General features: G+C 63.8%; 15 protein-coding genes. 4 read left to right on the top strand and 11 right to left on the bottom strand.

Annotation, left to right across the window (positions count from 1 at the left end; all coding sequences use genetic code 11):
- The first annotated feature begins 31 nt into the window (after positions 1-31).
- Both P9217_RS08945 and P9217_RS08950 read left to right on the top strand, forming a co-directional pair.
- Complete coding sequence (locus P9217_RS08945; protein ID WP_278086186.1) at positions 32-1,111, top strand: acyltransferase; 1,080 nt, start codon at positions 32-34, stop codon at positions 1,109-1,111.
- Between the two features lie 247 nt (positions 1,112-1,358).
- Entirely contained in the window at positions 1,359-2,075 is a 717-nt protein-coding gene (locus P9217_RS08950) for a metallophosphoesterase family protein (RefSeq protein ID WP_278088280.1), read from the top strand.
- Between the two features lie 30 nt (positions 2,076-2,105).
- On the opposite strand, the gene P9217_RS08955 is transcribed toward P9217_RS08950, so the two are convergent.
- The 6 genes from P9217_RS08955 to P9217_RS08980 all read right to left on the bottom strand — a co-directional run bounded on the left by P9217_RS08955 (position 2,106) and on the right by P9217_RS08980 (position 9,698).
- The gene (locus P9217_RS08955) at positions 2,106-4,487 is read right to left on the bottom strand and encodes a polysaccharide biosynthesis tyrosine autokinase (RefSeq protein WP_278086184.1); all 2,382 of its coding nucleotides are present in this window, start codon (positions 4,485-4,487) and stop codon (positions 2,106-2,108) included.
- 167 nt (positions 4,488-4,654) lie between these two features.
- A complete protein-coding gene (gene galU, locus P9217_RS08960) occupies positions 4,655-5,551 on the bottom strand; it encodes a UTP--glucose-1-phosphate uridylyltransferase GalU (RefSeq protein ID WP_278086183.1) in 897 nt (298 codons plus the stop codon).
- Between the two features lie 75 nt (positions 5,552-5,626).
- Complete coding sequence (locus tag P9217_RS08965; RefSeq protein WP_278086182.1) at positions 5,627-6,577, bottom strand: glycosyltransferase family 2 protein; 951 nt, start codon at positions 6,575-6,577, stop codon at positions 5,627-5,629.
- Positions 6,567-7,511 (bottom strand): glycosyltransferase family 2 protein, encoded by a 945-nt coding sequence (locus P9217_RS08970; protein ID WP_278086181.1) that lies wholly within the window; start codon positions 7,509-7,511, stop codon positions 6,567-6,569. The genes P9217_RS08965 and P9217_RS08970 overlap by 11 nt, the downstream gene beginning before the upstream one ends.
- Entirely contained in the window at positions 7,511-8,500 is a 990-nt protein-coding gene (locus tag P9217_RS08975) for a glycosyltransferase family 2 protein (RefSeq protein ID WP_095824413.1), read from the bottom strand. The genes P9217_RS08970 and P9217_RS08975 overlap by 1 nt, the downstream gene beginning before the upstream one ends.
- A gap of 25 nt (positions 8,501-8,525) precedes the next feature.
- Positions 8,526-9,698: a glycosyl transferase family 1 gene (locus P9217_RS08980; protein WP_127247747.1), complete on the bottom strand. Its 1,173-nt coding sequence runs from the start codon at positions 9,696-9,698 to the stop codon at positions 8,526-8,528.
- A 195-nt stretch (positions 9,699-9,893) separates the two neighbouring features.
- Here P9217_RS08980 and P9217_RS08985 point away from each other — a divergent pair, with 195 nt between their 5' ends.
- Both P9217_RS08985 and P9217_RS08990 read left to right on the top strand, forming a co-directional pair.
- Positions 9,894-11,390, top strand: coding sequence for a lipopolysaccharide biosynthesis protein (locus P9217_RS08985; RefSeq protein ID WP_278086180.1), 1,497 nt, complete (start codon positions 9,894-9,896; stop codon positions 11,388-11,390).
- An 81-nt stretch (positions 11,391-11,471) separates the two neighbouring features.
- Positions 11,472-12,494 carry a phosphoribosyltransferase gene (locus P9217_RS08990; protein ID WP_127216693.1) on the top strand — a complete coding sequence of 341 codons (1,023 nt, stop codon included), beginning with the start codon at positions 11,472-11,474 and terminating at the stop codon, positions 12,492-12,494.
- A gap of 121 nt (positions 12,495-12,615) precedes the next feature.
- On the opposite strand, the gene P9217_RS08995 is transcribed toward P9217_RS08990, so the two are convergent.
- From P9217_RS08995 to P9217_RS09015, 5 genes are all read right to left on the bottom strand, one after another.
- Positions 12,616-13,695 (bottom strand): glycosyltransferase, encoded by a 1,080-nt coding sequence (locus P9217_RS08995; protein ID WP_127216692.1) that lies wholly within the window; start codon positions 13,693-13,695, stop codon positions 12,616-12,618.
- Between the two features lie 71 nt (positions 13,696-13,766).
- Positions 13,767-14,210 (bottom strand): hypothetical protein, encoded by a 444-nt coding sequence (locus P9217_RS09000; protein ID WP_095777108.1) that lies wholly within the window; start codon positions 14,208-14,210, stop codon positions 13,767-13,769.
- Positions 14,211-14,221: 11 nt separating this feature from the next.
- Positions 14,222-15,667, bottom strand: a complete 1,446-nt coding sequence (locus P9217_RS09005) for a GMC family oxidoreductase (protein ID WP_278052445.1) — start codon at positions 15,665-15,667, stop codon at positions 14,222-14,224.
- A 107-nt stretch (positions 15,668-15,774) separates the two neighbouring features.
- The gene (locus tag P9217_RS09010) at positions 15,775-17,106 is read right to left on the bottom strand and encodes a UDP-glucose/GDP-mannose dehydrogenase family protein (protein ID WP_095799210.1); all 1,332 of its coding nucleotides are present in this window, start codon (positions 17,104-17,106) and stop codon (positions 15,775-15,777) included.
- A 134-nt stretch (positions 17,107-17,240) separates the two neighbouring features.
- Positions 17,241-18,113, bottom strand: coding sequence for a glycoside hydrolase family 16 protein (locus P9217_RS09015; protein WP_278086179.1), 873 nt, complete (start codon positions 18,111-18,113; stop codon positions 17,241-17,243).
- Positions 18,114-18,146: the final 33 nt, after the last annotated feature.

An 18,146-nucleotide genomic window follows, 5' to 3' on the forward strand; every position in this document is an offset into this window, starting at 1 on the left:
TCTGCCCGGGGGGCCGTTCCGAAGGCACGGCATGGCTCAGCACAAGACCACATTCGGCGGCGTCGACATTTTGCGTTTCTTCGCCGCCGTCATGGTGATGTTCTATCACTACGGCTTCTGGGTATGGGCGTTTCCCGACGGCGTGTCGGCGCGCTCGACCGGCGGCATCCCTGCCCATCCCGAAATGGCGTTTGTCGGCTCCGGCTGGGTCGGCGTTCAGGTGTTCTTCGTCATCAGCGGCTTCGTCATCGCATTCAGCGCCGAGAATTCGACGCCGCTGAAGTTCTTCGAGGCCCGTGTCAGACGGCTGGCGCCGGCGGTCTGGGTCTGCGCGCCCATCTCCGCGATCGTGCTGCTCATGGTCGGTCTTTCCTGGCCGACCGATGCCGTGGTGCGACTTGCCCGCACGGCGCTGTTCGTGCCGCTCGAGCCATGGGTCGACAGTGTCTACTGGACGCTCGGCATCGAGATCGCCTTCTACGCCATCGTCTGGACCCTGCTGCGGTTCGGCCGATTCGACCTGATGGAAGCTGTCGCCGTCATCATTGGCCTGGTCAGCACGCTGTTCTGGTGTCTCTATTTCGCCTTAGGCTGGACCGATCTCGCGGAGGCGCGCTGGCTGCAGCTCACCCTGGTGCATCACGGCGCGTTCTTCGCGGTCGGCGTGCTCATCTGGCTGATGCGCTTCAAGGCGGTGACAGCGGCACGGCTCTGCTTCTCGGCGCTGTTTCTCGCCGGCGGAGCGCTGCAGATCGTAAGCTCGGTCGACGTGCACAGCATCAAGGTGGAAGCGGCGATGCCCTATGCGCCGCCGATCATCATCTTCCTGGCCGCGGTAGCGCTGATGGCTTGGTCGCTGCGCCTCAACCTTTCCTGGGGCGGCTGGCGCCGGATCGGGCTGATGACCTATCCGCTCTACCTCATCCACGATGTCGTCGGCGCGGCGCTGCTCGGCGTCCTGATCCGCGCCGGCGTGCCATATCTGGTTTCGATCCCGATCGTCGGCATGGCCATGATCGCGGCAAGCTGGCTGGTGGCGGCCGAGGCCGAGCCGCGCGTCCGCATGCTGCTCGACCGCACGCTTTTCCGCTATCGGCTCAAAGCGGCCTAAAGCGCATCGCGCTGAAACGCGGTCAGGCGACGCTTTTCGGGGTATTGATGCACGTCGTTTTGCCAAGACCGCTGCGCCTTTTTGGCGATGTGCATCGAGCAGCCCGGTGTGGAAATGCTTGCATTCGACATGATATCGAGGCTTGGTCCACGCTGCGTGGCATGACCCTAGCTTGAGTACCGAGCCTCAATCCGTGAGCCTGTTCCAACGATCGAGACGACCCCGGCCCTTGCCGCGCGAACGGCTGATGATGGACATGCGGGACACGGTGGTCTACGCGATCGGCGACGTGCATGGCTGCTACGACGAGCTGCGCACGCTGGAGCGAAAGATCGAGCTCGACGCGCTGCAGTTCCGCGGCCGCAAGATCATCATCATGCTCGGCGACTATGTCGACCGCGGGCCCAATTCGCGGCGCGTGGTCGAGCATTTGATGGCACCGCCGCCAGAAGGTTTCATGCGCGTGTGCCTTGCCGGGAACCACGAAGTGGCGATGCTCGCCTATCTCGACGGCCATCTGTCACTGGAGCCGTGGCTCCGCGTCGGCGGACGGGAAACGCTGTTCTCCTACGGTATCGATCCCGACCGCCTGGCCGATCTCTACGGATCGAGCGAAGAGGTAGACGAGCGTATCCGGGAGGCCATTCCGGCCACCCACGTCGCCTTCATGCGCACGCTGCCGGTGATGATCTGTTCGGAGCGGTTCCTTTTCGTCCATGCCGGCATCCGGCCCGGCATCGCGCTCGAAGCGCAGGACGAGGCCGACCTGCTCAACATACGATCCGAGTTCCTGGCGGCGGCTCACCGCCTCGATCGCTGGGTCGTGCACGGACATACGATCGTGGACGTTCCGACGCTCGACGGGCGCCGGCTCGGCATCGACACCGGCGCCTTCCAGAGCGGCCGGCTGACCGCCCTCAGGATCGTCGGCAAATATGGGCGGCTGCTGTCGACCGGAGAATAACCGCCGCGGCTTTTCGTCGGATGAACTGCTTTAGGCGGCCTGCTTGGCGCGCGATTCCGACTTCTCGAGGTAGTAACTCGAATAGCGGTCGAAGAACTTTTCCGAACCGCCGAGAGAGCCGTATTTCGCCAGCTTCTTCAGCTCGACCTTGTTGAGCACCGCGCCGGTGATCTTTTCGGCGATGTAGGGTTCGGACTCCAGCATCGAGCGCACCATGGCGCGTGGCGTGCGGCCCCACTCGGTGACGAGCACGAAGCCGTCGACCAACGGCGCGAAGGCCTTGGCGTCGACCACCGGGCCGAGCGGCGGCAGGTCGACGATGATGTATTCGAACGTCTCCTTGGCGTTCTCGATGAAACGCCGCATGCCGGCGGAGCCGAGAAGCTCGCTGGTGTGCGAGAACTGACCGCGCACCACCGCCGGGATGATCGCCAGCTTGGTCTGGCGGTCGACCTTGCCGACCGACTGCCAGGTCTGTCCATTGACCACCGCCTCCATCAGCCCGTGCTCCGACTCCATGCCGAGGCTGCGGCTGAGGCCCGGATTGCGCAGGTCGCCATCGATCAGCAAAGTCTTGGCGCCGTTGGCGGCGAGCAGACCGGCGAGGTTCGCCGCAACCGTCGACTTGCCTTCGCCGGGCAGGACGGAGATGACGCCGATCACCCGGCTGCCCTTGTCTTCCATCACCACGTCGAAAGCGATCTTGGCGTTGCGGAGCGTCTCGGCGAACATCGAGGCCGGCGCATCGAGGCTCACCCGCATGCGCGCCCGTTTCTCGGCGGCCGACAGGCTGGTGACCTTGCCGTCGGCCGGCAAGTCGTCCGGCTTCGACTCCTTGGCCTTGCCGCCGCCGATCGTCGGCAGATAGCCGAGGAACTTCAGGCCGACACGGTCGCGAATGTCCTCGCCTGTCCGGAAGAAGCGCTCGTTGAATTCGTTCAGGCCTCCGCAGCCGGCGCCGAGCATGAGGCCAAGCACCAGCGAGAGCGCCAGCACGCGCAAGGTGCGCGGAGCCGAGGCGGTGAGAGGCATCGACGCGTCAGAGATGATGCGGACCTTGCCGACCGGGAATGACTGCTGCTGCGACGCTTCCTCGTAACGGCTAAGGAAAGTCTGATAGAGCGTGGTCAGCGCCTGCGCCTGCTGATCAAGTTCCTTCAGCCTGACCTGCGACTGGTTGTCGATCGAGCTCTTGCCTGCCTGGGTGGCGATCTTCTCCCTAAGCGCGGTCTCGCGCGCCTGCGCCACCTGATAGTCGTTTCGGTAGCTCTCGGTGATCTGTTTCAGCTGTCCGAAGATCTGCGCCGAGACGTCGGCCTTCTCCTTGGCCAGCGCAACCGCCTGCGGGTGATCCTTGCCGAAGTTGTTCTCGACGTCCTGCAACCGTTTGGCGATCGCGAGATAGCGGGTTTTCAGCGCGATGATGACCGAGCTGCTCGGCTGATCGGCCGCTATCGCCGAATCGTTGAAGGCGCTTTCGGAGCCGCTGTCGACGATCGCCTTGTACTGCTGGTAGCGGGCGCTGGCGCGGGCTGTATCGGCCTGCGCGACGATGAGCTGGGCGTTCAGGTCGGCGAGTTGCTTGTCGCTGAGCAACTGGCCGTCGCTGTTTGCGGAAAGCCCGTGCTCGGCCCTGAACTTCTCGACCGCCAGCGCAGCTGCCTGCGAGCTTTCGCGCAGTTCGGTCAACCGGCCCTGCAGCCAAACGGCCGCGCGCTCGGTGGCGTCGAAGCTGGCGTTGAGCTGGTCGGCAAGGTAGGCGTCCGCATAGGCCTTGGTGATGGCCGTGGCCAAAGCCGGATTGGTCGACTGATAGCCGATGCTGATGACATTGCTGCGGCCGTTGCGATCCGCCATCAATCCGGTTTGCAGCACGAGGACCGCGTAGTCATGGGTTGCCGCCTTCATCATGGCTTCGCGCGTTGCGGCATCGACATTCTCGATCCCGGGGATTTCGTTGCCGCCGCCGCTGCGGAAATAGCCGACGATGCCGCGCAAGAATCCGATTCCCTGGGCCAAAGCCGATTGCGGCGGGTTCATGAATTCCTGGTTCTGGTCCAGCTTCAGCTTGTCGACCACCTCCGATGCCAGCCGCGCCGAGTTGAGTATCTCGATCTGGCTGAGGATCGTCGCGTCCGTCTGCTGCGTGGCACTGACAGCCGAAATGTCGTCCACGACCTTGTTCAGGCCGTCGTCGATCAGCACGCTCGCAAGGGAGGTGTATTGCTTGGGCGTCGTCTGGAGATAAATCACACCCAGGAACAGACCGATGACGGCGCAGACCGCCACCACCTTGGCCTGCCGGGCGGCCATGCCAAGCAGACGCTCGATGTCGATGAAGTCTTCACCCTTTTCCGGTTCGGTGCTGGGCAATGGCATCCTCTTGTCGAGAGGAAAGTTGGCATAATTCATCGTCGGTCCAATTCCAGGTTGCAGGCGCTACCGGCCTTCGAAGAGTGTCGTCGTTACCAGAAAAGGCCACGCAACATTCGTGCCACGGAGCGCCCGGCCAAGAAGGCCAAGCGCTTGCGCGGCTGTCGCGCCATCGCGATTTCGCATATGCACCCAAAATTTGGGCATTATGCGGCTACTTCCCGGCGCTCGTGCGACCGGACGAATTGCTGCAGCATTTCGAAGACAGGTCCTTTCATGTCGTCGCGCGCCAGAGCAAAGGCGATGGTGGCCTCGATGAAGCCCTCCTTGGAGCCGCAGTCGAACATGCGGCCGTTGAAGGGCTGGGCATAGAAAGGCTGGCTTTCAGCCAGTCGAACCATGGCGTCGGTGAGTTGGATCTCGTTGCCGGCGCCGCGTTGCTGGGTGCCGAGCAGGGCGAAGATCTCCGGCTGCAGGATATAGCGGCCATTGATGTAGAAGTTCGACGGCGCGTTGGCGGGGGCCGGCTTCTCGACCATCGCGGTTACTTCGAAGCCCGAGGCCAGCTCGGCGCCGCGGCCGACGATGCCGTATTTGCTGGTTTCCGAAGGATCGCAGCGCTCGACGGCGATGACGTTGCCGCCGGTCCGCTGATAGAGGTCGACGGTTTCCGCCAGGCAGCCCGGCGCGCCGAAGGACACCATGTCGGGGAGCAGCAGCGCGAAGGGCTCGTTGCCGATCACGTCGCGTGCGCACCATACGGCATGGCCGAGACCGTGCGGCGACTGCTGGCGGATGAAGGAGGTGGCGCCGGCCACCGGCAGCAAGCTTTCCAGCGATTGGAGCTGCGCCTTCTTGCCAGTCTGCTCGAGCGTCCCGATCAGTTCAGGGTGCAGGTCGAAATAGTCTTCGATGACCGCCTTGTTGCGCCCGGTGACGAAGACGATGTGCTCGATGCCGGCCTCGAAGGCCTCGTCCACGGCATATTGCACGACCGGCTTGTCGACGACGGGCAGCATTTCCTTCGGCATCGACTTGGTCGCCGGCAGGAACCGCGTTCCGAGCCCCGCCACCGGTATGACTGCCTTCCTGACTTTCTGCATCGCTTATTCCTTCTGAGGATATCGCTTTTTTACCTATCGCTGGCTATGAAACCGCATTCCATGCGCCTGCATACTTCACCTCCCCGTGCCCACGGCAAACTGTGCCGCAACCCTTCTCAGCCGAACCGCGATCGGCATCGACATATGCCGGACCGCGGCCGGATCGCTGAGCGCCGTGCGTATCGCCTTCAGCGGCGCACGCGCCTTGATGTGCTGCACCAATGACAGGAACGAGGCCGCCTTGCGCAGGCTGCGGCCGCGTCTGGCGAAAGCCGCCTTGGCGCCGTCGTCCATGAAATGCGCGGCCGCGAACGCGGCATCGGCCTCGGCCATCGCCTCGACATGATGCAACTCGAGCACGCGCGAGATCGAGCCGGTGCGGATATGGTAGACGTAGCCGACGGTCGGCTCGACCACACAGCGGCCGCCTTTGGCCAGCGCGCTCGCCAGAAGAATGTAGTCTTCGCCGATGCGCAGCTTCTCGTCGTAGCGCAGTTGATTGTCGTCCAGGAAATGGCGCTGGAAGATCGGCTTCAGATAGCCGAGGTTGAAGCGCGACTCGAAAACGATGTTGCCGGCGATATAGTCGGTCAGCGAGATTTCGCCGAGCCCTTCGAGGTACCTGGTCGGGAACATGATGTCTTCGGGCGTGCCGTCTTCGCCCACGACCTGGACATTGTCGACCGCGATCTCGGCACCCGCCTTCTCCGCCCGCGCGATCATGGCCGCCAGTCTGCCGGGCAGGACGGCATCGTCGGAATCGAGCACGGCGACCCAGCGGCCGCGGGCCAGATCGAGCCCGGCATTCCTGGCGCCGCCGGGGCCGCGGTTGGCAGGAAGCGCGACTACCTTGACGATGTCCTGAGGATAAGCGCGCGCGACATCGAGCGTGCGGTCGCTCGACCGGTCGTCGACGACGATGACTTCGATCGCGACATCGCGCTGCGCCATCGCGCTGGCGATCGCCCGGTCGAGAGTTGCCTCGGCGTTGTAAGCGGCGATGACGAAGCTGACGTCAGGCTGCACGCTTTTCCCCTTCCTGCGGAGTGATGCCGTACTGGCGGATTTCGCGGACTCCGACCAAACCGCTGACGACGCCGAGATGCATAATGCCGCGCAGCATGCTGCGGTTCCGTCGCACCGGGCTGACTGCGGCCAAAAGCGCCATACCGAAGCAGTAGCCCGCCTTCGCCGAGGCGAGACCGACCTGGCAGACGCGACGCAGGCCGCCGGTGTTGCGCCCGATGAGATGACCATGCGTCTGCCCGAAGCGGAAGCGGCGGCGGCGCAGCCAGTCGAAGGCGGCCCTCGAACTCGGCACCACCTCGTCGACAAAGGCGTGCGAGGCAAAGGCGATGCGCCCGCCGGACTTGACCACTGAATCGAAGAATTCGGTGTCCTCGCCGCCGGTCTGGCCACGCGCCAGGCTGAAGCGCCGGTTGCGCAGGCTTTCCTCGGTCATCCTGAGCAGGACGTTGCAGGTGTAGCCGGTGCGGATCTCGCCGCGCACCCAGACGGGCAAGGTCGAGTGGAAATCGCCCTTGCGCATCCAGTCCGGCGCGTCCTGGCGATATGTCGCGCGGACCGGCCCGAGCACGGCCGTCGCGCCCGTCGCCTCCGCGGTCGCCACGAGTTCGACGAGCCAGCCCGGCGAAGCCGTCTCGTCGTCGTCGATGAAGGCGATGAGGTCCGAGACGCTGGCATCGAGGCAGGCGTTGCGAGCGATCGAGATGTTGCGCGCCGGCGCGTGGCGATAGCGGATCGGCAGCTTAAGTTCCTGCGCCAGCGCCTTCACCAGCGGCTGCGCGCTCGGCTCGTCGTCATTGTCGGCGACCACGATGCCGATCTCGAAACCGGCGGGGTTCTCCAGCGCGGCGATGGAGCGCAGCGTGTCGGCAAGCTCCGGCCTGCGGAAAGTGCAGATGCAGATGTCGATGCTGCCGCTCTTCTTCGCAGCCATCACGCCGCCTCGCGCGACGGCTGCGGGCCGAAAAGTTGCAGCCAAAAGCCCATGGACCAGCCCAGATGCATGACCATCACCGACACGCCGGCCAGCGCTATGGCGGGATTCCGCTGGCTGATCGCGGTCCGGACGCCGTAACCGAGGCAGACACCCGCCCACACCAGAAACGGCACGGCCGCCAGAACAAAGATCGGAGACAAGAGCGCCATCAGGACCACCGGAAACACCAGCAGCGGGATCATCTGCCGCAGCTTCGGCATCATGCGATGCTTGAGCACGTTCCTGGCGCGGCCGCGGCCATAGCCGAGATATTGGAAAAACAGGCTCTTCAAGGTGGAGCGCGGATAATAAACCATCTGCGTCTTGCCGCTCATCCAGATGCGGTAGCCGGCCAGACGGAGGCGGTGATCGAGCTCGGCGTCCTCGTTATGGCTGAAGCTCTCGTCATAGCCGCCGACCGCGCGGAACGCGGCAATGCGCATCAGCGCATGGTGGCCGTGGTCGACCCACTCGCCGGCCGACATGTGGCGGTGCTTGGAGCCGCCGGTACCGAGCCTGGAATTCTGCGCCGCCGCCACGGCCTTCTGCACCGCGCCCGTGCCGCTGGTCAGCATCGAGACGACGACCGAATCCGCACCCGTGGCTTGCGCTTCCTCGACCAGCCTGTCGCAATAATCGGCCGGATACCCGCCATGCGCATCGATGCGGATGAGATAGTCGGCGTCGTCGCCGAAGGTCGCCACCGCAAGGTTGATCGCCGCGCTCTGGATGCGCTTCGGATTGGCGATCAGGATGACGCGTGGATCCTCCGCAGCGAGTTCTTCGACGATGCCTTGTGTGCCATCGGTGCTGCCGCCGTCGGCCACGACGATGCGCGCGCCGAGCCGCGCCGCGGCCGGCCGCAGCCGCTGGAGCAGCCCGCCGATATGAGCGGCCTCGTTGAGGCACGGGATGACGATCAGGCTCGATGCCGTCGTGCGCGTCATCGGGTTTTGTCCATTCTTAGCCATCCTATGCCAGCGCCTCGGTCGCAAAGCTCCCGCGACCGGCGGTCAGGCCGCGCAGCTTGTCGACAAAAGCCAGGCAATCGCTGCGGTCGTAGCTCCAAGTCCGCGGATTGCGTGCCAGCACCCGCGACTTCAGCTTGCCGTAGTGTTCCTGACCCATTCGGCCGAGCGCGGTGTCGAGTCCTTCGGACGTCGCCTCGGACAAAAGCACACCGATGTCCTGCTGCTTGAGGAACCGGCCGGTTTCGGTGCTCGCCATCGAGATCGGCACGGCGCCGAAGCGGCAGCCTTCGTAGAGGCGGTTGGGAAGCAGCCATTCGGAATTCTGGCCCTGCTCGAAGAAATCGATCGCCCAGGAGAAATGCACCTCGCGGTAGATCGCCGGCATGTCCTCCGGATTGCGATAGGGACCGCGGAAGGAAAGCCAGGGCTCGGCTTCGACAAAGGCATGAAAATCCGGGAATTCGGAGAGCGCGGGACGCCCCCTGAGCACCACTTCAAAGCGTCCGTCTTGCCGGCGGGTGAACTCGGCCAGGAGTTCCAGCGAGCGCCGGCAGCGCAGCGCGCCGAACCAGCCGATGCGCCAAGGCGGCGCCGCCGGACTGTCGTCCTCGCGGCGATGATCCGCCGGCACGGGCATGGTGTCGAAATATTTGTTCTCGATCAGCTCGACCGGCGCCGCGATTTGCCCGAACGGCTTGAAATAATTGGCGACGAAGGCGGGAGAGCTGGTCACCAGAAGCTTGACGTCGCGGGCCAGATGGCGTTCGGCGCCGCGCAACGTCTTGCCGATCAGGTCGTTGCGCAACACCAGCCGATGGATGTCGAGGCACTCGTAGACGATCGGCACGCTGGCGCCGAAAGCGCGCCTGGCGCGGCTGGCAAGCGCCAGCATCTCGAGATTGCGCGCGATGATCAGGTCGGGTCGCGCCAGGCCCGCGAATTTGGCGCCGATCGACATGGCGGCCTTGGCAACTGCGCCGATGCGCTGGGCGAATCGGCCATCGCGCGTCGGTCCGAGGTCGACGGGCCTGATGCCTTCGATCTCGGCGATCGGATTGGAGGTGCGACGGAAGCCCGCCAGGGTTATCCCGGCGCCGCCTGCCCTGAGCATTTTTATCCTCCGGCGCACCGCCGGGTCGGATATGTCATGCACAAGGTACAAGACATGCAGCATGAAACTCGACCGCTTTTGGGCCCGCCACCCAAGAGGGGATGCTAGTACAGCTTTTGCTGCATCGCAACATTTTTGGTGCAGCGTAGCAATCGGCGCACATTTTTTGTTGCGCTGCAAAAACTTCTTGCGGTAGTTTGTGCATGGCGGCGGGCGCCGGTCGCGACGATGACTGGCGCAAAATCAGGAATCCAGAATTTGGAAACCAGTGCATTCGATCCGCCCGAGGGCTCCCTGCGCAGATCGGTCGGGCGCGGCGCCGTCGTCACCGCGATGGCGCAGGGCGTGCGGGTCGCCACCCAAATCGTGTCGGTCATCGTGCTGTCGCGGCTTTTGTCGCCGCAGGATTTCGGCGTCGTGGCGATGTGCGCGCCGGTGCTCGCCTTCATCGCGCTGTTCCAGGATTTCGGCCTGACCCAGGCGACGATCCAGAAAACCGGCATCCGGCACGAAGAGGTCAACTACCTCTTCTGGATCAACACGGCGGTGAGCGCGATCCTGGCCTTCGTGCTTGCTGCGGCGGCTCCCCTGGTGGCCGCCTTCTACGGCGAGCCGCGCGTCACGGGGCTGGTTGCCGCCTTCGGCCTGCAGATCATGGCCTATGGTCTCGGCGCCCAGCATCTGGCGCTCATGACACGCCGCATGGAATTCAGCCGGCTCGCCGTCATCGACGTCGCCAGCGCCGTTACGGGCCTTGTGGTCTCGATCGCCTGGACCTTCATCGACCGCTCCTATTGGGCGCTTTTTGCCGGTACGCTGACCGGCGCCGTGTTGCCGACGCTTTGCTACTGGGTGTCATCGCGCTGGCGTCCGGGGCTGCCGCGCAAGGTCGAAGGCATCAGCCAGCTGATCAATTTCGGCGCCGGCATCACCGGCTTCAACTTCGCCAATTTCTTCGCCCGCAATCTCGACAATGTGCTGATCGGCAAATATTGGGGCGAGGCGCAGCTCGGCCTCTACGACCGCGCCTACAAGCTGCTGCTTTTCCCGCTCAGCCAGATCACCAACCCGCTGTCGAAGGTGATGGTGCCGGCACTTTCGCGGCTGAAGGACGAGCCGGACCGTTATCGCAGCGCCTATCTGCGCGTGATGCCGCTGATCCTCCTGGTGGCGTTGCCGGGCGTGGCCTTCGCCACCGCCATGTCGGATACGCTCATTCCTTTCGTGCTCGGCCCGCAATGGCGGGAGAGCGCCAACATTTTCCTCGCGCTGGGCTTCGCCGGCCTGCTGCAGCCGCTCAACAATCCGGCCGGATGGCTGTTCGTCAGCCAGGGCCGTTCGGGCGATTTCATGCGCTGGGGCATCATCACCGCCGTCACCTCGGTGCTGGCCTTCGCCATCGGCCTTCCTTATGGCGCGCTCGGCGTCGCGGTCGCCTATGCGGTCAGCGAATATTTGCGGACGCCTTTCCTCTGGCTCTATGTCGGCAAGGCCGGGCCGCTGCGGGCGAGCCATGTGCTGCACGCAGCCGCCCCCTTCGTGCTCGGCGCGCATCTGGCGCTGGCCCTGGTCTGGGTCGCCAAGCCGATGCTGCCGGCGCAGCCCATCATCGCTCTCGTAGGCGGCGCGGTGCTGTCCTATGTCGTCACCATCATCGTCGCGCTCGCCTTCGGCGCCGGCCGCGAGGCGCTTCGGGAGGCCCTGCGGCTGATCCCGGCGCGCGGGTTTTCGCCCGCGCCCAGCGAGGCGAAATGACCTTGCCGGCGCAAACCGCCAGGCATTCCGGCCGCGGCCGGACAGCCCAAAACTGCTGATTCTTGAGGGTTAGGCAACAGCATGAATTACCGATCGATCTCAGACATGAACGACGCGATCGCGCGGAACCTGCACCGGCTGCCGCGCGACATCGACCTGGTGGTCGGCGTGCCGCGAAGCGGCATCCTCGCCGCGACGCTGGTCAGCCTGACGGCGAATATCCCGATGACCGATCTCGACAGCTTTCTCGCCGGCAAGATCTACACCTCGGGGATCACCAAGCGGCGTGCGGCGCTCGATCGGCAGCATTCCGAAATGCGCAAGATCCTGGTGATCGACGACAGCGTCAGCGGCGGCAACGCCATGCGCGACGCGCGCAGCAAAATCGCGGCTGCCGGCATCCCGGGCGATTTCGTCTACGCGGCCGTGTTTGGCCTGCTTTCGCAGCACAACGAAACCGACATCGTCTTCGAGGTCGTGCCGCATCCCAGGATGTTCCAGTGGAACTTCATGCACCACGTCTTCCTCGAGCAATGCTGCGTCGACATAGACGGCGTGCTTTGCCTCGATCCGACGGCGGACGAGAATGACGACGGCCCAGCCTACGAGAAATTCCTCACCGAGGCGCGGCCGCTTCTCGGGCCGACGCGCAAGATCGGCTGGCTGGTGACCAGCCGGCTGGAAAAGTATCGCAAGCTGACTGAAGCCTGGCTGGCCAAGCACGAGATCAAATATGACCATCTCGTCATGCTCGACCTGCCGAGCAAGGCCGAGCGGCAGCGGCTTGGCGCGCATGGCAGCTTCAAGGCCGAGTTCTATCGCAAGTCGGACGCCATCCTGTTCATCGAGAGCGAGCACGAGCAGGCGCTCAAGATCGCCAAGCTATCGGGCAAGCCCGTGCTGTGCGTCGAAACCAACATCGTGAGCTTTCCCGACGCGTTTTCCCTGCCGGCGCTGGAGCAGGCGGCCCGCAACCTGCCGGCACGGCTCAGGCAGATCAATTCGCCCGAAGGGCGCAAGAAGGTCATCAAGACCGCCGCGCGCGCCCTGCTCGGTGAACGCGCCTATGAAATGCTGAAGAGCCGGGTCAAAAGGCCAGCGTAAGCAAAGCCTTACGCGGAACTAAGGTGCCTCGCGCCGAATCGAATTCAGTCGACGCGCTTTTCAGTCGCTGTTTCGATGCCTGTCGCGCCCAGAACCGCTGCATACTTCTGGGCGAAATGCATTAAGCAGCGCGCCGGGCGCGCTGCCGGGCAGCCCTGTCCAGCAAGGCGAAGAAGGTGGCGAATTGGCGCTCGGGATCGAGTTCCGGGCGCTGCGAGAACGTGAGCGCGGCTTCCGAGACCCGCTGATACTCCTCGCGATCGTTCCACAGCCGCCTGAGCGCCGCGACCCAGTCCTCGAGCGGCGCGTCATAGTCCAACACGACGCCGCCGGAGCCGATCGCTTCGGGCAGGCCGCCGCGCCGCGAGCCGACGACGGGAATACCGCTGCAATGGGCCTCCGAGGCAACGCGACCCCACGCCTCTTCCCATTTGCTCGGCGCCAGCAGGATCCTGGTGCGGCCGTAGAGAGTCTTCATGTCGTCGGTGCGGTTTTCGAGCTTGATATTGGAGAACGGCGCGATCGTTTCCGCGATGCGGGCGCGGTGATCGTCATCCAGCTTCCAGCTCTCGACGAACAGGAAAGGGATCTCCCTGCAGGCGGCCGCGATCCGCACCGCCAGCTCGAAACCCTTTTCCTCGTAGGGATTGATAAAGGTGACGTACGCGCCCGTCGTCGGCGTGCTGTAAGAGGCCGGATTGATCGTCGGCGGGATCACCGTGGAATCGATGCCAAACTCGCGCTTGTAAGTGCGCGCCGTGAAATCGGAATTGGCGATGTAAGACGCCGAGTTCAGCTCGCGCAGATCGCCCCCGAGTTCATGGAATTCAACATTCCTGAGATAGACCACCAGCGGGACGCCCTCGGCCTCCAGCGCCTTGCCGAGCGGAACCGATTTGTGACACTGCACCACCGCTACGTCCGGCTGCAGCTTCTTGACGGCAAAGGCGGCCGCTTCCCAGGGGAACCAGGCGCGCACCACCGGATAGCCGGGGAAATTGTCGATGACGGCGCGCTGACCGAGGAGCTTCATCTTGGCGCGCGCCTTGTATCCGAACATGCCCTGCCCGAACAAGGCCGCAAGCACCGATGCCTCATGACCGTGTTCGATCAATTGTTCCGCCAGATGATGGGTGCTCGACTGGACGCCGCCGCTGAATTGCGGCGGATAGCCGTTTCCGCCTGCGAAGAGAACTTTCATGGTTCGGCTCCTTGTCACATTTTTCTTGGCCAGTTTTCCTGGCTTGCCGGCAAATATGCCGGCGGGCAGTGTCAGGCAGTCTGCTGCTCGAGATTGGCGAACGGATTGGTGCATGGATGCCAGCCGGTGAAGCGGATCGGATCATGGGGCGAGCTGCGCCAGGCATAATCGGTCAGCATGTGGAACTCGGCAATGACCCAGCGCTCGAAATTCCCGACATCCTGCTGCTTGCGCCTGGGCAGCAATTCGCGCGCCCTGTCGAGCCTCACGGTCTCCAAAAGCGTCACCGCGTCCGCCAGCTTTTCGCTCGGGAATATCCACGGGTTGCGGTTGCGGAATTCGAGCACGAATTGCTGCAGGTGCTCGATGCGCATGTTGAGCGGGCCGAAGTATTTCTCGAGCGTGATGCGGACCAGATCCTCATCCGAGAAGGACGATACGGCCGCAGCGGCGATGCCGGTCGAAGCAATGCCGCCGGCAACAACGGCCAATGCGGTGCGTCGCGTGATCTTCATCGACCCCTCCTTCATGCCAGCCGGCTCGCCGCCCGCAGCGAAAGCGCCGCGGCGGTCAGGCTTGGGTTGGCGCAGGAACAGCTCGGATAGGTGCTGGTGCCGACGACGACGAGGTTCCGGAGCTGGTGGTGGATCATGTCGCGGTCGACCACCGAGTCGGCGGGGCCGGTGCCCATCCGCAAGGTGCCCTGCACATGCGATTCGGTCGGCCTTATGCCGCGATCGAATATCTGCTCGACCGGAAGAGGCTTGAGCAGCGCCGGCAGCCTCTCGAGCGCCTTGGCCATGCCCTTGGTTGCATAGTCGGAGGCTCCCTTGAAGCTGACGAAGGCGTTCTCGTTCTTGTCGAGGATCACCCGGTTTTCCGGGTCGAGCAGGTTTTCGGTGACAATGACCAGCGGCAGCGCCTGCCGCAGCCGCCCCTTCTCGGCTCGCATGCCGTGCTGCCAGCGGTTCTCGAAATAGACCAGCGCCGCCGCGTGCTCGGCGCGATGCGGGCCGTCATAGAGGCCGAAATTCAAGCCGGTGGTGATGGTGCTGCCGTCGAAATTGTCGACGCCGTCGAGATAGACCTCGTAGTTCCAGCCATAGGATTCGTGCAGGCCGAGCCCGACGAATTCGCCGCCGAGCCCCGAGCGCAACATGATTGCAGGGCTCTGGATGGCGTTGGCGCCAAGGATGACGAGTTCGCCGCTGACCGAATATTCCTTGCCGTCGCGCAGGAAGGCAACCGAACGCACCGAGCCGGCTGAATGGTCGAGCCGCCGCACTTCGGCGCCCAAGCAAACCGACACGTCCGCGTGCTGGAAGACGTGCATCAAACCATTGTTGGCGGTGAACTTGGCGTCGGCCGGACACAGCCAGCATCTGAGGTTGGCGCAGCATGAGTTGCGCTGCGCCGTCGCGACGCGGGCGCGGGCGGTCGGCATGACGAAATGCTGCTCCGGCTGCGCCGCCTTCATCATCCGGTCCGGCGTCGACATGCGGTGCGGCGGCTGCGGAAACGGCCGCGAACGCGGCAGCATCCGGGCCATGTCGGGGTCGCCGGAGATCGACATGACCTCCTCGGCGTCGCAGTAGAACGGCTCCAGCTCGTCATAGCTGATCGGCCAGTCGTTGCCGACGCCGTATGTGCTCTTCAGCCTGAAGTCGTTGGGATGGAAACGCGGCGTCTGCGCGAACCAGCAGTTGGTGCCACCGCCGAGGCCGATCGTGTAGTTCCACGGCTTGTCGGCATTGTCGGTCTTATAAGTGCTCTCGTCGTCTATGTCGGTGTTGGCGTTCTGGTCAAGCTGCCATTCATGCGTGTTGTGGCGGCCCCATTCCAGCACCAAGACCCGGGCTTTGCGCCGCTTCAGGAACTCATGCAGGAAAAAGGCTGAACCGAACCCGGAACCGATGACGACGAGGTCGAAATGCTCGTTGGCGATTTGTTCGGGCTGAACGTCCATCACCATCAGATCGAATCTCCCGAAACGCGCACGATCATTATCGACCCTCCATCATTGTCGGTCCCACTGTCGTTCGCCGGAGCCATGCGGCGGGAAGCTGGCGGCGGACACTGTCATGCCGCCATCCTGCCGATCGAGTGGTATTCGATGCCGTAGCGGGCGATGACCTTCGGGTCGTAGAGGTTGCGGCCGTCGAAGATGACCGGTGTCGTCAGCGCGTCCTTGAGCGCGTCGAAGGAGGGAGCCCTGAAGCTCTTCCATTCGGTACAGATGAGAAGCGCGTCGGCGCCGCGCAGGGCCGCTTCCTTGGTGCCGCACAAGAGAAGGTCCTCGCGCTGGCCGTAGATGGCCTGGCACTCCTGCATGGCCTCCGGATCGTAAGCCTGCACCTTGGCGCCGGCGGCCCAAAGCGCCTCCATCAGCGTGCGCGACGGAGCCTCGCGCATGTCGTCGGTGTTCGGCTTGAAGGCCAGGCCCCACAGCGCAAATGTCTTGCCCTTGAGGGCGCCCTGGAAATAGCGGTTGACCTTGTCGAACAGCACCGATTTCTGCGCGTTGTTGCGCTCTTCGACGGCGCGCAGCAGCTTGGCGTCGAACTTGACGCCCTCGGCGGTCTTGATCAGCGCGCGTACATCCTTGGGGAAGCAGGAGCCGCCATAGCCCAGGCCGGGATAGATGAAATGGTAGCCGATGCGCGGATCGCTGCCGATGCCCTTGCGCACCTCCTCTATGTCGGCGCCCAATTGCTCGGCGAGGTTCGCCATCTCGTTCATGAAGCTGATCTTGGTCGCCAGCATGCAGTTGGCCGCATACTTTGTGAACTCGGCGCTGCGGACATCCATCACAATCATCTTCTCGTGGTTGCGGTTGAACGGCGCGTAAAGCTCGCGCATCACCGCCTCGGTGTCCTCGCTCGACGTCCCGACGATGATGCGGTCCGGCTTCATGCAGTCGGCGACCGCCGAGCCTTCCTTGAGGAATTCCGGATTCGAAGCAACGTCGAAGGTCAGGTCCTCGCGGCCGCGCGCCTTCAGCGTCTGGGCGACCCTTTCCTTGATCTTCTCGCAGGTGCCGACCGGCACGGTGGACTTGCCGACGACAATCTTGGGCGCGTCCATCTCGCGGCCGATGGCCTCGGCGACGGCAAGCACGTATTTCAGGTCGGCCGAGCCATCCTCGCCAGGGGGCGTGCCGACCGCGATCATCTGGATCTGGCCATGCTTGACCGCCGCGGCCGCGTCGGTGGTGAAGCGGATGCGGCCGGCGGCGTGGTTCTCCTTGACGAGAGCTTCCAGTCCGGGCTCGAAAATCGGGATGAAGCCCTGGTTGAGCCGGTCCACCTTCGCTTCGTCGATGTCGACGCACACCACCTCGTGCCCGACTTCCGCAAGCACCGCGGCCTGGACGAGACCGACATAGCCAATTCCAAACACTGTCAAATTCATTTGGTTCTATTCCTGTTTAAGGCCGGGCCGCAAAGACGGCCCGGCCAGTTAAGATGTCCCCCAGGCCCTGTATGAGGCCTAGATATTCGGCATGATCCGCATCCCAAAACCAGTTCCTACTTTGGGGGACATGCCTAGTTGCTGTTGGTTATGGTGCATGCCAGCGACTCCGGGAACTGGCACGGCTGGCCGAGCGCCGTGAAAGCGATGCGCTTGACCTGCATGGTCACCTTGCGGCCGGGATCGGCAAAGGCGCCCATCCAGTTGGTCAGCTTGTCGCTGCCCCACAAGCTGAAGAATATTTTTTGCGGATTGGTCGGCAATTCGTCCGGGTTGGTCACCTCGTTGACCAGCTTGCCGTTGACATACCAGCGCAGCCGGTCCTTCTCCCAGACGAAGCCATAGTCGTTGAACCCCTTATCGGCGCCGCCTTCGACGTCGACCAGCTTGCCGTTCTTCGGCTTGCCTTGGATGTAGCTGTTCACCTGGACTTTGGTCGGATCCTTGGTGAGGACCTCGAAGTCGATCTCGTCCCAGGGCTTTTTGTCCTGCGGTCCGATATAGGTGAAAAAGGCGGCATTGAGGCCGGATCCGGTATCGGTCTTCATCCGCGCCTCATAGACGCCGTAGCCATAGCGCTGCTTGGTCTGGACCTCGGCGCAGGCGAAGTCGCGATCCTTCAGCTTGCGCTTTTCGAAGCTCAGCGACAGCACGCCGTCCGAAAGCCGGACAAGGTCCTTCGACCATGTGCAGTTCTGATGATTGCCGTTGCTCCAGCCGTCGGAGACGAACCAGCGCGAACGGTCGAAATTCGAAAAATTGTCGACGAAGGACGGCGCGCTCTGCATCTCCTCGGCATGCACCGAATGGGGTGGTGCCACAATAGCGGCCGCGGTCGCAAGCAATGCGCCGGCGAGCCAGAGCTTAAGCGTCTTCGACCTGTTCGAATTCGCGCGCGGCATGCTGCAAGCAGCCGCGGTGGAGGTGTCGTTCGGATATGCGTTCATGACAAACTTACCTTTGTGCTGTCCGCCCCAACC

It is taken from the genome of Mesorhizobium sp. WSM4989 (assembly GCF_029625795.1).
Classification (GTDB): Bacteria; Pseudomonadota; Alphaproteobacteria; order Rhizobiales; family Rhizobiaceae; genus Mesorhizobium.

Bases quoted from the DNA above. Each gene is read 5' to 3' on its own strand.
- P9217_RS08945 (WP_278086186.1), top strand. From the start codon at position 32: ATGGCTCAGCACAAGACCACATTCGGCGGCGTCGACATTTTGCGTTTC.
- P9217_RS08950 (WP_278088280.1), top strand. From the start codon at position 1,359: ATGATGGACATGCGGGACACGGTGGTCTACGCGATCGGCGACGTGCAT.
- P9217_RS08955 (WP_278086184.1), bottom strand. From the start codon at position 4,487: ATGAATTATGCCAACTTTCCTCTCGACAAGAGGATGCCATTGCCCAGC.
- galU (WP_278086183.1), bottom strand. From the start codon at position 5,551: ATGCAGAAAGTCAGGAAGGCAGTCATACCGGTGGCGGGGCTCGGAACG.
- P9217_RS08970 (WP_278086181.1), bottom strand. From the start codon at position 7,511: ATGGCTGCGAAGAAGAGCGGCAGCATCGACATCTGCATCTGCACTTTC.
- P9217_RS08975 (WP_095824413.1), bottom strand. From the start codon at position 8,500: ATGACGCGCACGACGGCATCGAGCCTGATCGTCATCCCGTGCCTCAAC.
- P9217_RS08980 (WP_127247747.1), bottom strand. From the start codon at position 9,698: ATGCTGCATGTCTTGTACCTTGTGCATGACATATCCGACCCGGCGGTG.
- P9217_RS08990 (WP_127216693.1), top strand. From the start codon at position 11,472: ATGAATTACCGATCGATCTCAGACATGAACGACGCGATCGCGCGGAAC.
- P9217_RS08995 (WP_127216692.1), bottom strand. From the start codon at position 13,695: ATGAAAGTTCTCTTCGCAGGCGGAAACGGCTATCCGCCGCAATTCAGC.
- P9217_RS09000 (WP_095777108.1), bottom strand. From the start codon at position 14,210: ATGAAGATCACGCGACGCACCGCATTGGCCGTTGTTGCCGGCGGCATT.
- P9217_RS09005 (WP_278052445.1), bottom strand. From the start codon at position 15,667: ATGGTGATGGACGTTCAGCCCGAACAAATCGCCAACGAGCATTTCGAC.
- P9217_RS09010 (WP_095799210.1), bottom strand. From the start codon at position 17,106: ATGAATTTGACAGTGTTTGGAATTGGCTATGTCGGTCTCGTCCAGGCC.
- P9217_RS09015 (WP_278086179.1), bottom strand. From the start codon at position 18,113: ATGAACGCATATCCGAACGACACCTCCACCGCGGCTGCTTGCAGCATG.